The sequence below is a fragment of the Bacillus thuringiensis genome, from assembly GCF_001595725.1.
Classification (GTDB): Bacteria; Bacillota; Bacilli; order Bacillales; family Bacillaceae_G; genus Bacillus_A; species Bacillus_A thuringiensis_K.
The window spans coordinates 2,585,433-2,599,357 of the sequence record NZ_CP014282.1 but is presented as its reverse complement, the minus strand read 5'-3'; the positions used below and the strand labels follow the sequence as shown (position 1 = coordinate 2,599,357).

Here is a 13,925-nt window from a genome sequence, read left to right as displayed (position 1 = left end):
TAAAGAGGAGAGATTCTATGAATCAAGAAGAACTAGATAAAAAACTAAAAAAGCAAGAGATTTTAGTAAAAGATGAGAAAGTTTGGACATTTACGTATGAGGACCATATTAGTTCTATCGTAAAAGAAGCAAAAAAGAAAGGGTCTTTTGATAATTTACCTGGTAAGGAGAAACCTCTAAATCTAGATAAAGATCTTTCGTACAATCCTGAAAAGCAACTGTATAGAACTTTGAAAAATAATCATGTATTACCTAGGTGGATTGAGCTTTCAAAGGAAATTGATGATTTAAAAGAAAAGCTAAAAGAAAATACAAATACGGCAGAAGCAGCGGAATTAATTCGAACTATCAATAAAAAGGTTTTAGAGCATAATTTACTTTGTCCGCCAAGCGCGCAAAAAATGAGGGTGAAAATGGATTTTTAACGATTTTCAATTAAGCTATCGCTTGCTATATAATTAAGTTAGGCATTTTCAATTCATTACTAAAGGGAGGCAAATGTAGTGAAGAATACGTATCAACTTCAAATTCCGAAAGAACTAGAACAGTATCGTAGTATTTTAGAAGAAAGTGTGAAACCGTATGTTAAAGTGTCTGGAACATTAGCAGAGACAACCCTTTTTGAAAGTAAGTTTGGTGGTTATCCGTATTTACCTATAGATCAAGAGCATCCTAAAGACTCAAACGGACAACCTATGATGCTACTTGCGCAGTTAAACCTTGAAGAAATACCAAACATTGAACATATGCCTCAACATGGAATGTTACAGTTTTTCATAAGTGCTGAAGAAGATCTTTTTGGAGCAGATTTTGATCATCCCACAAGCCAAAAAGACTTTCGAATTGTTTATCATTCTACAATCACAGCGGATTTAACTAAGGTGATTACTGATTTTAGTTATTTAAACACTTTAGATTTAGAGAATTTTATCGTACCCGAAGCAGCAAAACTAAAGTTTGAGTTGGCATATCAACCAGTAACACCAAGAGATTATCGATTTGAAATGATTTTTAGTGATAACATTGATTGGGAAGAAATTGTTGATGAAGAAAATAATATAGAATTAGGCGAACTGTATGATGATTTATGTAAAGATCAAGGACATAAAATTGGCGGATATCCATTTTTCACACAGACAGATCCGAGAGAATGGGAAGAAAAATACCAACAGCATGACATATTATTGCTGCAAATCGATACAGACGATTCATTAAATATTATGTGGGGAGATTCTGGTGTTGCTAATTTCTTTATACGTAAGGAAGAGCTGTTAAATCTAGATTTTTCCAATGTCATTTACAATTGGGATTGTTACTAGAAGATATAAATAAAATAATAGCAAACAAAAAATCTTCCTGAAGGTAAGGGAAGATTTTTTTATATTAAAAATAAACGTTATGTTAACTAGAATAAAAAACAATGAGTGTAATGAAAGTCAAGCCTAAATAACAGAAATAACAACAAATAATGTAAAGTTGTAAAATGTGTGCAAATAGCAATCAATTCATTAAGTAAAACATAAAATAAAATCACTAATTTATATTTTGTATAGAAATAATTTTTCTGTATAAAAATTTCTTGCCGATCAAAAATGATTTGGATTCGTTAAATCTCAAGCGATTATTGATTAAGATTTGCTGTGATGAATTTATAACAAATAAAAACGATAAAAACTGAAGAAATTTGTTTAGATAAGATTTCATGTGAATCTCACTAAAAATCTCTGTTACGTCTCATTAAGTATAGTTTACTTGGTTTTTGATACCTGTAATCGATTTGTTTCTATAACTTCCTATAATATATATTATGTTAACTGGATAAAAGTAATAAACTTATTATATGTTAGTTTAGATTGTTACGCTTCCCTTTTCATCGGATTCATTCTGTGTAATCGATTGTGTGCTTATTTGTTGTTGTTTTATGAGTTGTTGATGATAATGTCTCCAGATATAAATTATATTTAAGACAATAAAAAATGCAATTCGTTTTAACTGAACGCATTAAACGAATTGCATTGATATGATTACGAATAAGTTCTTAAAATTAGTTTGCTACAGCAATTGCTTCAATTTCAATTAATAAGTTATCTTTAATTAACTTAATCTTTTCATAATCTCTTTTAAATTAATTATCATTTTTTAGCCAACGTTTGAAAGCCGATTCGCTTATTTCTAAATTTGAACAAGTTGTAGCATTACATTTATTTTTCATATATTCTTCAAGGAAATTTTGTTTTCTTTGTTTAACGGCAGTTTGAGTTTGTTTTAATTTTCAATCTTGTAATTGATCTAAACTTAGACTTTCTTTCTGAAACACTTCATATTTTCTATGCAAATAAATATCTTTGTCTTTATAAATCCAATTTGAAAATAGTTGTATTGATTTTCTTTCTGTATAACACCATCTGCTGCTATAAATCCTAAAATATAAGCCATATTATTTGACCAAGTTTTAAAATAATCTTCTTTTATGTCATACTTTCTCTTCCAGCTCCCTATAGCGCGCCTTGGAACGTTGTTGTCTGTTAGAACCATACGAATATACCTTGCAGAAACATTAGCAAGCATCGCGATTTCTGAAGTACTTTCCCCTTCTGCATACATATGAATGATTTCAGCTTTTGATAGTTTACATTTTGATTTCTTTTTTCGCTCTATGTGCACTTACATCCTCTCCTTCCTTTCTTTTATTAGAGACATATTTTCTTCTATAACACACAACGAAACGTATGTTCTTTGTTGCGTATAAGAAGGAATTTACTAAATAAAAACAATTTACAACATGTACTTAATATTTGTTTTAGCTGCCACTTTGCGATTTGTACTTTATAGATACGAATAATGAATTTGACGAATTTATGATGAAAGGTAAAATGATATAGTTTAAACTACAAATAGCTACAATAACCACATACGTAAATTGTTAATCGTAAAAAGGAGAACTGATGAATAAGAAATATACAAATCAAATTCATACTGATATGAGTTTTAAACCGAAAGATATTATAAGTTTAATGACGGATTACTTTAAAATGAAATCAAAGCTGCGTCCTATAAAGGATTTGCCTATCGTTTTATCAAATAAAGATAATGAATCGTTTGAGAGTGTTACATGGTTTGGCCATTCTGCTTCTCTTTTGAAAATAGAAGGTAAAAAACTATTATTAGACCCTATGTTTGGAGATGCCTCTTCCCCATTTCCTTTGTTTAATAGTAAACGCTATAGTGGTGCTTTTTCTTTAGAACGTGATGACCTTCAAGAAATTGATGCGATTATCATTTCTCATAATCACTATGATCATTTGAATTACAAAAGTATTATGCAGTTAAAAGATCGCGCAAAGCACTTTTATGTTCCAACTGGAGTTGCACAATATCTTATTAAATGGGGTGTTTCACCTAGTAAAATTAGTGAGCATAATTGGTGGGACGAAATTACGTTTGATAATATTAAGTTAGTATGTGCGCCTGCAAGGCATTTCTCTGGACGTGGTATGACAGATAGAGATTGTTCATTATGGTGTTCATGGCTTATTCTTGGTCAAAAGACTAAAATTTTCTTTAGTGGTGATAGCGGTTATGCCCCTCACTTTAAGGAAATTGGTGATAAATACGGTCCATTCGATCTTACATTAATGGAATGCGGACAATATGATCCGAGGTGGTCTGCTATTCATATGTTGCCTGAAGAAACGGTACAAGCCCATATTGATGTTAAAGGAGAATTACTTCTTCCGATTCATTGGGGTGCTTTTACGTTAGCATTACACGAATGGAGTGACCCGATAGAACGTGTTACACAAGAAGCCAACCGTTTAGGAGTGAAAATTACAACACCACAAATTGGCGAATCTATTACGTTAAAATCTACAGACTATCCTTTATCAGCTTGGTGGAAGGAAATTTAATTTTAAAACATAAAAAGAGCGAATCCTCTTATAAAGAATTCGCTCTTTTTTCTGTATTTAAACTTATTTTACTATATTGGATCTCCCACTATCTAATACTCTATTTGCTGGTACACTGGACATTTCAACCACTGTATTCATACTCTTATCAGTCAGTTCAATGAGTTCGTTTTCATGTTTTATTTTATTTAAATCCCACACCATCCCATGAAATTCATTATGTTGACCACTTACCTGTATAACGCTTTTTGTTTTATTTGAAGGCTGTATTTGAAGGTTTGTAAATTGATTCCCACTAATTTCATTTGGCGTAGTTACTTGACTATCCATATAAATCATATTTACACAGTCTTCTAAAGAAAAGTTCATAAAACGATTGGCATTTATCCAAGCTTGTCCGGTGCTCGGTTTTTTCGCTACTAATTTCAGTCCAGTTTCCATTCCTACAACTTTAATATTTTCGAAGTTAACAAACGAAATTTCATTTTCTTTTCCAGCAGAGTATAAAGAAATTCCGGTACCTTTATTCGTTTCCGTCCAATTGATAATATTTATATCTTTTATTTGTGTTTTGTTCCAAGTGTTATAATATTTATTTTTACCGTCTAAATAAATAACTTCAGAGTTAAATTTAGGATCGTCAATAGCTATATACGCTCCTTCAATGGATGCGTTTTTCTCTAGTTCTAAAACTCTAAAGTTTCCCTCAACTACAAATTGGGATCCATAACCAAATAATAATTTCACACCTTTTTTAACAATGATTGGTGACGTGATTTTATACTTTTTATCATCAAGCAATACAGTTTTAATTTTACTAGACTCTGCTTTATTAATAGCAGATTGTATTTTTATTGAATCATTTTCCCCTTTAAAGTTTTCTACATACAAGTTAGTACTTTTAGCTGCATAATCTTTTTTGGTGTATTGATAAAAAGCAAAAATAATTAAAACTATACCAATGAGTAAAACAATTATTTTCTTCATCGTACTCACCCCATATCGATTAATCTATGGCTTTTATATTTAGGTTATTATTATTTTGCTTTGTATTTCAGATTACCATTGCTGCTTTGTCTATGATTGAATTATATTATGTAGGATTTAGTAAACTGTTTGCTATACTAATACATCATTCTTATAATGTATTAATTTATGATTTCATAAAACAAAAGTCTGCTTGTACATAATGTAATCACTTCCTCTATCCCTAATAAGCTCTTACTGGTGATATAAGATGTACTGCTGCAGATTGCTCTCCTGCTTCAATCAATATCGGTCTCATAGAACCGCCAAAGCTTAAAGTAATCGTTTCTTCTTTTATTGCTCTTAAAGCATCAACCATAAAACGCCCATCGAAAGATATATTTAATTGTTTTTCACCTTGAATCGCATCTATCTGTTGCGTTTCGGATATTTGCCCAATTTGAGAAGCGTTTGAAGAAATTTTAATTGTAGATTCGTTTATGATTTCTAAGTTAACATTGTTATTGGCCCATTCACTTGCTAATAAACTTGATCGATCTACACCTTGTAATATCTTTTTTCTATCTATGTTAATAATCGTTTTAAAGTCATTTGGAATAAGGTTAGAAATATTAGGATATTTCCCTTCAATTAGTCTTGAATATAATGTAGTTGTTCCGAGCGTAAATATAATATGACTCTCTGAAAGGTAGATATATACGAATTCCGAATTGCCGTTCATTAATTTTAGAAGTTCACTAATGGTTGAGCTTGGTACAATACAATTTGCTTTTACATCTGAGGAAAGCAATGTTTCGCGTATAGCTAGTCTATGTGAGTCAGTTGCAGCACAAATGAACTTATTATTAGATAACTCTATATGCACCCCAGTAAGAACAGGTCTAGATTCATTTTTTGCTACTGCAAAGACTGTTTGTTTAAATACTTCAATCAATTGCTCTGTCTCTACTTTGATTTCTGAATGATTATCTATAAGCGGTACATTCGGAAACTCATCTGCAGGAAATCCATTTAAACTTAATGTGATTTCTTCTGATTGTATCTTAATAATTTGCTCATTCTTACTTTTTATTTCTATATCACTTGGCATTTTCTTTATTATTTCAATGAAATACTTTGCAGGTACAACAATAGTTCCTGCCTTTAAAATAGTTGCAATTTTTTCGTCTTCAATTGAAACAGGAATGAATTTTTTAATAAAAATATTCGAGTTACTTGCAATTAAAGTAATTCCAGATTGATCTGCAGTTATTTTTATACCAGATAATATAGGAATTAAAGATTTTGTTGATATTGCTTTGTTGACTTCTGAAAGTGATTGAGTGAATTGTTTGTGATTAACGATAAACTCCATGTTTTCCCCGCCTTACATAAGATAATATTTTTATGAAGATTGATGAACGATTGTTCCGTTAAAAAAATAAGGTACTGTTTCTTTCTTTTGTAATAAATCTAGTAAATGTTCTGGTATGCGTAAATATGGAGCTGCTATATGTAATTCCATCCAAGTAATCTCTTCGATTTCTTTTGGCCTTGATATATATGTCTCTCCGCCGATTATTTCGCCTAGAAAATTAAAGAAAATTGCATGATGATCTCTTTCCTCAAAAAAGGCTTCGCTGATAGAACAAATCCCGTTTACATTTATATGTAACCCTGTTTCTTCTTTTACTTCTCGAATTACTGCTTCTTCTAATGTTTCTCCTAGTTTAACTGCGCCACCTGGTAATGTATAATAAGAACCATTTTCCCCTTTGTTTTTTACCATTAAGATCTTTTCATTAGTTTTATCGTACAAAATCGCGTATGTAACATTAACTTTTTTCATATGTACCTCCTCTATTTTAAATAAAAGGAATTTTCTGTCTTCTATTCATTCTACCATTAACTCCTTTTAATATATATAAGTTAGTTAAGTCTTGCCTTTACCACTATTGTTGGAGTTAATAAGAATAGGCTACTGATATAAAAAAAGAACGTACCTTAGGAAGATTATCCAAAGTACGTTCTTGCAGTTTTAGTATAAAAATTGATTCAATTAATACTGAAATTAATATTAACCTCGCCCTTATTGCATTTGTATTTCAAATACTAACGTTAACAAATTCTATATACTTTTTAACCGTTTTTCTAAATAATAATGATTATGTCCTTTCGGATGATCTTCACTTACTCCAATTACTTTATATCCATGTTTCTTATAAAAATCAGGAGCTTGGAAACTAAAAGTATCTAAATTAATTAACCTACACCCTTTTTCAATTGCAAATTCTTCAATAAGTTTTATTAACTTGCTTCCGTAGCCTTCATGCCTATATTCTTCAGAAACCCATAGAAAGTCAACGTGTACATGGTGCCAAAAAATTATTGCTGTTACCCCACCTACGATTTCTTCTTTTTCATTTCTTACTATGAAACTAACCTTCTCTGAAGGGGTTTTTTCTTCATCTGCAAGATATTTTTGATTGTATTCAATCACTTTCTCTCTTATGTAATCACTATCTTCTTGTACCCACTGCTGTACTATTTTCATTTTAAGTGTCACACTCCTTTTACGATAGCTATTCAACTTCATAATTCTAATGTCCTGTCTAAATAATAGTCGTAGATGACTAATACAATTGTTTCATTTCACTAAAATAAAAAAGCCCTACTACATTTCATCTGTAATAAGACTTATATACGTTGTGTAGAATCCAATTAATCTCAATGAATGTAATTGCTCAAAAAAATATTAAAATTGTTCAATTCTTTTTTATGAAAACTTCCGTTATTTCAACACCTTAGGAGAATAGTCCAATTGTATCACTGTGAAAAAGAATGAACATTCCTAAACCAATTAGAACAATTGGAACAATAATATAACAGTTTTTCTCAAGTACTTTAGCTAGTATAGGAGCTTTTAGCAATTTGTAGCTAATAAAACACCATATCGCTATCATGAAAAAAAAGATAACTAATGTAACGATATTTGTTTCAAGAGTTTGACTAGCAAACATTGGTATATAAATCGAAATATTGTCAGCTCCATTAGCTAATGTAATTGAAGCTACTTTAAATAATGAACCAGTAACGTTATCGATAACTTCATTACTTTTATAAGAACGAAGTGACAACAGTCCTTTAACCCCCATATAAATTGGCACGAATCCTAATAACCCAATCCACGAAACAGGAATGAAAAAAGAGCTTAAAGACCCAACGATACTTAGAAAAACAATCATACTAAACCCAAAATATTGTCCAATAACAATATAAAGTTTTTTTCTCATAACTTTTTCGCGGACAGCTCTACCTTCTTTCCTAATTACTTCTGTTCTTACTTGTGAAAATAAAACAAGCAGTATAAAAATGTCATCAATATTTGTTGTAGCGAATGCCACAACAGAAGAAATTATGGTTGTAATCAATATAAGCCAACTACTTTCATTGTAAACTTATAAGAAAATAATGGTCTATGAATGAAGTGCACGTTCCATCACAAAGTTGGTTAACTGTAATTTTCTAAATGTTTTTTAACAACATGTTAGTTCCTTTATAAAACAATATGAATATTCTACGTATCTGCTACTTAGTTCATTAAGAAATAAACAACTTTATTGCTTCTCAAATCATTTCATTTTAAATTAAATAACTCTATTCTCTCTACACAAAAAAAGAGACCTATATTAGGACTCTTTTTAGTATTAAGCTACTTTCCGATGTAAATGTTTTAGTTCCTTTTTCTTTTCTACATTTGGTGGACGAATTAATATTGAAATAATAAAGGAAATAACACTTAAAACACCGATTATAATGAAAGTTGGTTGAAATCCCCCGAGTATCGCTCCAATAAATGATCCTGCAAGCGCACCAAATCCGAAACCTTGGTAGACAATCCCATAATTTGTACTATGGTTTTTTAATCCAAAGAAATCTCCGACAATAGCTGGGAATATAGTTATATTACCGCCGAAGCAAAAGGCGACACTTGCTACACAAGCAAAATAGATTCCGTAATTTAGCGGAATAAAACTTAAAGTAAAGACTGACAAACCTATAATAATAAACGTTGCAGAGACAATTTTCATGCGGCCGATTTTATCTGATAACGTCCCAAGAATGATTCTACCTACTGTATTAAAGATTGCAATCATAGCAACGGCGTTTGCAGCGGTTGCTGCGCTAAGTCCAACGAGTTGTACGCCGATATCTTTTACCATACTTATTAAATACAAACCACCCATACACGAGGTGAATAACATAAAAAATAGGAGATATACTTGTTTCGTTCGCATCATTTCACGCGGAGTATAGTCATTGTGTAATGTTTCAGTTACAGCATTACTTACAATTGCCTCACGTAAGAAGAACGATCCGATTAATACTAAAAGTAACACGATAATACCCCAATATAAGAATGCTTGTGATACACCAAGGTTATCGATAAGATTTCCGTTTATATACCTAAAGATTAAGCTGCCCATTCCATATGCTGATACAGATATACCTGAAATAAGCCCTTTCCGATTTGGAAACCATTTAATTAAATTAGATAGTGATGTAATATAAGCCGTTCCATCCGCATAACCAACAACGACACCAGCTAATAAATATAATAGTGGTAAGGAAGAAACTTGTGAACTAAGTATTAAGCCGAGTCCTAAAACAATTCCTGCAGTAGCAATAAGTTTCCGAAGTCCTAATTTTTTCTGCAATTTTGCTGCAAATAAAGTTGAGAATGATAAAGAAAAACTTGTTATGGAGAAAGTTATCGCTACTGAATTAAGATTCCATCCAAACTTACTTACAAGGGGTTGATTAAATAAACTCCATGTATAAATTGTTCCAAGGCCAATTTGAACAATGATTGTACCTAGAACAATTAGTAACGGATTTATAGAAGTTTGTTTCATACTAACTGTCCCCTTCTTTTATCTTGACATGAATTTTCACAGTTAGTATATCCATCATAAATTGTAAGATACTGTACGGAAAATGGTAATTAAGTTCATATACACAAAAAGACACTTCATAAAGAAGTGCCTTTTTGCAGGTTATATCGAATGTTTCTAAAGAAAGCTTTGTTAAGATAAGACATTTTCAAATGCTTATGTATATATGTTATCAAATAATTTATTATATGTGATGGGACTTAAGACGTATTTTTCATTCATCATATAGTCGGATGAAAAATTAATATTCGATTTCATCAAAATCCTTCGGCTGCGGTACAGTTTGCATATTTGCTGCATCTTTAGGATCGCTGTAAATTGCATTTTGCTCTGTATTTACATCTTTTATATTTTGTTTTTTATTTTTGCTCACTTTATCTTTCACTTTCAATCACTCCTTTTTGTTATAGGATTAATTATGCCCTATTACCGCTACTAAATGTATCAGTGACTAAATTGCTAAATTCACGTAAATAATATAAGTAATTATCACCGCCGTAGTTATATCTTTTGTTATACATTTTTGCAACAACTACATTATATTCAGGTATTACTAAAATAGTCGGTCCAGTAATCCCTAATATTTGATACGACCCTTTTGGAATACGTTCACCAAGCTCACTTAATTGTGCAGGTTCATTTTGGACGAACCAAAACACCCCATTTTGTGGTAGCTCTTTGTTTATAAATGTTGGACTCTGCAAACTCGTAGCGATTTTTATAACTTCTTTTGGAACAATTTGTTTACCGTTTATCACACCTTGATTTAAATGAAGATTACCCCAATAAGCAAATTCTCTAGCTGAGACAAACAGATTTTTTTCAGTACCGTCATCTACTGTACCAATTTCACTAATTGCGTCTTCATTTGGATTATTAACAACGTCAACTAAATTTTCATCTCGCTGAACTCTCCAACCTGTTTCTTGAAAATTAGCAGGTTTAAACACACGCTCCTTTAACAATTCAGGAACACTTTTGTTATATAGCTGGTAAATAAGACGTGTCATCATTCTTACATTAATATCTCTATATGCCCATGATTGTCCCGGTTCAAATTCACGAAAAATTGTCCCGTCATTCGTTTCTTCTAATCCGTGCGAATGTGTTACTAAATGTCTTATCGTTGTTTTACCAAGCAATGCAGAATCAAAGTCTTTAAAATACTTTGTCGCTTCATCATCAATAGAGTTTATTTTCCCCTCGTAAAGTGCGTATGCTACCATTAAACCTAAATAACTTTTTCTCGCAGAAGCAACGTTGAATTGTGATGACGCGGTTACTTTTTTACTTGTAGAGATATTTGAGTGGTAACCACTATAATGCTCTAGTACGATTTTATTATTTTTTATAATACAAAGTGCTGTAGCAGAACTATGATTTTTTTCTTTAATATTTTCTACCCAAGAAATCAACTTATCGTATGTATACAAATAAATCCCCCTTAATACGTTCGAAAATTACAGCATGAAAGAAAAGTATAAACAATGTTTACACCTTTCTTTCATATAAAATATTAATGATGTAATATATTTAAATAATCCACCAGTTCCAGCAATTAAAGCAACCAAAACAACCAGCGCAACCTACGCAACGTCCACCACAGCCACCACATCTACCGCCGCCACAACCGCCACAGCGTCCACCACAACCTCCGCATCCTCCGCATCCTCCGCAACGACGTGCATCGTCTTGAATGTAATAGTATGGATATTGACTTTGTTGTTGATCCCAATACACAACATTACCAGTTTGATAATCATTAAGGTTTAATGTTTGTAGTTCATGTTGAAATTGATTCATTACGAACCCCTCCATTTATAAATTTAAATTCCGCCCAAACGTTAAAGTTTATATATTTTTGTAAACAAGATTGAAACAAGGCTATAGACTAAATACGTACATCAACAAAATATGAACTTACACTAGGTGATGTACCTTGTTTTTGAGCCTATTTTCTTTATATTCATTCGATGGACGTATTTACTATAAATAAAGTGATTTAAAAATTACTAATCCAACAATTTAGTAGTTCATCACTTAACTTTCTTTCAAGTAATTCCTTCACTAAAGGCATTGGCATGATTTCATAATCATTTAAGGATTCTTTATTATAATCTATCCAGTGAAATGCTAAATGAGACTCGCTAGATTTCGGTGGTAAGTCCGTATGTAAATCTTGTGACTCTACTTCAAAAATGTGGTTAATTTCATGATGAAGCACTTCTTTATCTTGCCATTGATTTTCTATGACTCCTAAAAATTGTTGTATACTACAGTTTACTCCAAGTTCTTCTCTTAACTCTCTTATTAATGCATTCTCTGCTGATTCTCCAATCTCAACATGGCCACCAGGTAAAAAATAATGATGGCCAATATATTCAGCAACTAATAATTTTTCATCTTTTATCATGACTGCTCGTACAATATGATGAAATTTACTTTTCAATTGATATTCCTCCTAATTATTCAATGTATAGTTGCTCAAAATAGTCATTTAGTATTGGTATAATATAAATCATAGGTGTTTCATACGGATGAATATCATTAATAACTTCAAGAGCATCTTTTACAAGTTCTCGTTTACACTTTATTTCAACTTTACATTCTTGCCCTTCGCATATTCGACCAATTTCTCCATTAAAAGGAGATGCCTCGTCTAAAGGTCTCCAATATCCTTTCACTGAACTATAGGAAAAACAATGGTCATATTCGCCCGTTTTACATGCTCCAATTTTATTTAATTCATCCCTTAATGTTTCAATATATTCTTCAGGAATGAACACTTCAATTTTCACTTCAGTAAATTGCATATTTCATTTCACGCCTTTACTTCCTAATAGTTAAACGAATAAACGATATACTTGCTCGCCATCATACTCCTGTTCTAATGATTTGAAACTGTATCGTTCATATAGTTTCTTTGCAGAGATATTATCTTTATGTACGGTTAATCTAATTTCTTTACACGCCTTAAACGTATTTTTTATTATATTAATACTTTCTTGTAAGGCTGCTTTTCCATAACCATTACCTTGCTGCGATTGATCAATAATAAATCCGTTAATCCAATACATATCCGATGTCTCTCTTACAACTGCATGTATTACAAAACCAACCATAAGGTCACCATCGTATATAGCGAATGGTATGTACTCTACATTGTCACCATCTGGTTTTATATATACTTTAGCAAGCGAAACTGCTACGGATGGAACAAATTTCAACTGATTTTCTTTAACTTGTAGCTTTAATGCTTCTTTCCAATTTTCTCTCGTAACAACCTTTAACTGGACATTCAATATTGTAAGCTCCTTTATCTAGAGGGATGTATTTTTATATTCAACGCATTGAAATAATTCCCTTTTTCGACAACAACTTATAACATGATTTTTATAAAATCTTGAATGAATTTTTGTTCATCTATTTCTAATGCTATATGGGCCCCTTCAGATATAGAGCTAGGGCGGAAATCAGCAAATGTTTGTCCTTTCGTATCTCCGTATGTATCTACATTTACTGTACGATGCACAAATTCAAAAAAACTTGGATTTACTAATCCACTTATTGCAACCACATCATGTAGCAAAGGTCCTTCGATAGATGGATTAAGTTTTTGGTATGCAGATAAATAGTAATCATACATTGGTTTCATTATCATATGAAATGGATTCTTTGTATTAGCTTGAATATAGCTAAATACATTTGGTGTTAACACAGCTTTGTTTGTTACATTTAAAGGGAATATTAATAAATTCTTTGCTTGATGGAAAACAATTTTACTTGCTATAGGATCTCCATACACATTTGCCTCTGCTAACGGCGTAACGTTTCCTACTTCTAAAAAAACACCACCCATGAAATATATTGCTTTTACATTTAGCATTAAATCATTCCATAAATTAAAAGCAATTGCTAACGAGGTAAATCTTCCTACAGCAACAATCGTTAAATCTTTTCCGTACTTTATAAGAATCGCAGCAATACTGCCAAAATTGTATAAAAGCAAGTATACATATGCAAAGTTTAAAATGGATAATGTTTTACAAGATATAAAAAGGAACTAGCGTATGCTAATTCCTTTTCTTAGGTAAAT

15 protein-coding genes and 2 pseudogenes are annotated in these 13,925 nt (G+C 31.4%); 3 read left to right on the top strand and 14 right to left on the bottom strand.

Annotated elements, in window-relative coordinates; translation table 11 throughout:
• The first annotated feature begins 17 nt into the window (after nt 1-17).
• Nucleotides 18-425 carry a DnaJ family domain-containing protein gene (locus tag AXW78_RS13045; RefSeq protein ID WP_001070929.1) on the top strand — a complete coding sequence of 136 codons (408 nt, stop codon included), beginning with the start codon at nt 18-20 and terminating at the stop codon, nt 423-425.
• A 78-nt stretch (nt 426-503) separates the two neighbouring features.
• Nucleotides 504-1,319 carry a YwqG family protein gene (locus AXW78_RS13040; RefSeq protein ID WP_000799805.1) on the top strand — a complete coding sequence of 272 codons (816 nt, stop codon included), beginning with the start codon at nt 504-506 and terminating at the stop codon, nt 1,317-1,319.
• Nucleotides 1,320-2,125: 806 nt separating this feature from the next.
• Here AXW78_RS13040 and AXW78_RS13035 read toward each other — a convergent pair.
• A pseudogene (locus AXW78_RS13035) lies at nt 2,126-2,664 on the bottom strand (hypothetical protein).
• Between the two features lie 281 nt (nt 2,665-2,945).
• On the opposite strand from AXW78_RS13035, the gene AXW78_RS13030 reads away from it, so the two are divergent.
• On the top strand, nt 2,946-3,908 hold the full coding sequence (locus AXW78_RS13030) for an MBL fold metallo-hydrolase (RefSeq protein ID WP_001037077.1): 963 nt from the start codon (nt 2,946-2,948) through the stop codon (nt 3,906-3,908).
• Nucleotides 3,909-3,971: 63 nt separating this feature from the next.
• Here the strand turns inward: AXW78_RS13030 and AXW78_RS13025 are convergent, their stop codons facing one another.
• The 13 genes and pseudogenes from AXW78_RS13025 to AXW78_RS12965 all read right to left on the bottom strand — a co-directional run.
• Nucleotides 3,972-4,895 carry a hypothetical protein gene (locus AXW78_RS13025; RefSeq protein WP_061884244.1) on the bottom strand — a complete coding sequence of 308 codons (924 nt, stop codon included), beginning with the start codon at nt 4,893-4,895 and terminating at the stop codon, nt 3,972-3,974.
• A 223-nt stretch (nt 4,896-5,118) separates the two neighbouring features.
• The gene (dnaN, locus tag AXW78_RS13020) at nt 5,119-6,249 is read right to left on the bottom strand and encodes a DNA polymerase III subunit beta (RefSeq protein WP_061884243.1); all 1,131 of its coding nucleotides are present in this window, start codon (nt 6,247-6,249) and stop codon (nt 5,119-5,121) included.
• A gap of 30 nt (nt 6,250-6,279) precedes the next feature.
• Nucleotides 6,280-6,723: an NUDIX hydrolase gene (locus AXW78_RS13015; protein WP_000757606.1), complete on the bottom strand. Its 444-nt coding sequence runs from the start codon at nt 6,721-6,723 to the stop codon at nt 6,280-6,282.
• Nucleotides 6,724-7,002: 279 nt separating this feature from the next.
• On the bottom strand, nt 7,003-7,428 hold the full coding sequence (locus AXW78_RS13010; RefSeq protein WP_000706900.1) for a GNAT family N-acetyltransferase: 426 nt from the start codon (nt 7,426-7,428) through the stop codon (nt 7,003-7,005).
• A 250-nt stretch (nt 7,429-7,678) separates the two neighbouring features.
• Nucleotides 7,679-8,305, bottom strand: a complete 627-nt coding sequence (locus AXW78_RS13005) for a cadmium resistance transporter (RefSeq protein WP_061884242.1) — start codon at nt 8,303-8,305, stop codon at nt 7,679-7,681.
• 276 nt (nt 8,306-8,581) lie between these two features.
• Nucleotides 8,582-9,790, bottom strand: a complete 1,209-nt coding sequence (locus AXW78_RS13000) for an L-lactate MFS transporter (RefSeq protein ID WP_000815136.1) — start codon at nt 9,788-9,790, stop codon at nt 8,582-8,584.
• A 280-nt stretch (nt 9,791-10,070) separates the two neighbouring features.
• Nucleotides 10,071-10,214, bottom strand: coding sequence for a hypothetical protein (locus AXW78_RS34430; RefSeq protein ID WP_000653685.1), 144 nt, complete (start codon nt 10,212-10,214; stop codon nt 10,071-10,073).
• A 31-nt stretch (nt 10,215-10,245) separates the two neighbouring features.
• Entirely contained in the window at nt 10,246-11,262 is a 1,017-nt protein-coding gene (locus AXW78_RS12990; protein ID WP_046945046.1) for a serine hydrolase domain-containing protein, read from the bottom strand.
• Nucleotides 11,263-11,362: 100 nt separating this feature from the next.
• Nucleotides 11,363-11,632: a heterocycloanthracin/sonorensin family bacteriocin gene (locus AXW78_RS12985; RefSeq protein ID WP_001071341.1), complete on the bottom strand. Its 270-nt coding sequence runs from the start codon at nt 11,630-11,632 to the stop codon at nt 11,363-11,365.
• A gap of 199 nt (nt 11,633-11,831) precedes the next feature.
• Nucleotides 11,832-12,278, bottom strand: a complete 447-nt coding sequence (locus AXW78_RS12980) for an NUDIX domain-containing protein (protein WP_000836825.1) — start codon at nt 12,276-12,278, stop codon at nt 11,832-11,834.
• 16 nt (nt 12,279-12,294) lie between these two features.
• On the bottom strand, nt 12,295-12,642 hold the full coding sequence (gene cutA / locus AXW78_RS12975) for a divalent cation tolerance protein CutA (protein WP_001160786.1): 348 nt from the start codon (nt 12,640-12,642) through the stop codon (nt 12,295-12,297).
• Between the two features lie 30 nt (nt 12,643-12,672).
• Nucleotides 12,673-13,131 (bottom strand): GNAT family N-acetyltransferase, encoded by a 459-nt coding sequence (locus AXW78_RS12970; protein ID WP_001102696.1) that lies wholly within the window; start codon nt 13,129-13,131, stop codon nt 12,673-12,675.
• A gap of 77 nt (nt 13,132-13,208) precedes the next feature.
• Nucleotides 13,209-13,832, bottom strand: a pseudogene (locus AXW78_RS12965) (nucleoside hydrolase); the annotation flags it as partial.
• Between the last annotated feature and the right edge of the window lie 93 nt (nt 13,833-13,925).

Excerpts from the sequence above, each read along its gene's own strand:
- AXW78_RS13045 (WP_001070929.1), top strand. The coding sequence starts at position 18 with ATGAATCAAGAAGAACTAGATAAAAAACTAAAAAAGCAAGAGATTTTA.
- AXW78_RS13030 (WP_001037077.1), top strand. The coding sequence starts at position 2,946 with ATGAATAAGAAATATACAAATCAAATTCATACTGATATGAGTTTTAAA.
- AXW78_RS13025 (WP_061884244.1), bottom strand. The coding sequence starts at position 4,895 with ATGAAGAAAATAATTGTTTTACTCATTGGTATAGTTTTAATTATTTTT.
- dnaN (WP_061884243.1), bottom strand. The coding sequence starts at position 6,249 with ATGGAGTTTATCGTTAATCACAAACAATTCACTCAATCACTTTCAGAA.
- AXW78_RS13015 (WP_000757606.1), bottom strand. The coding sequence starts at position 6,723 with ATGAAAAAAGTTAATGTTACATACGCGATTTTGTACGATAAAACTAAT.
- AXW78_RS13010 (WP_000706900.1), bottom strand. The coding sequence starts at position 7,428 with ATGAAAATAGTACAGCAGTGGGTACAAGAAGATAGTGATTACATAAGA.
- AXW78_RS13000 (WP_000815136.1), bottom strand. The coding sequence starts at position 9,790 with ATGAAACAAACTTCTATAAATCCGTTACTAATTGTTCTAGGTACAATC.
- AXW78_RS12985 (WP_001071341.1), bottom strand. The coding sequence starts at position 11,632 with ATGAATCAATTTCAACATGAACTACAAACATTAAACCTTAATGATTAT.
- cutA (WP_001160786.1), bottom strand. The coding sequence starts at position 12,642 with ATGCAATTTACTGAAGTGAAAATTGAAGTGTTCATTCCTGAAGAATAT.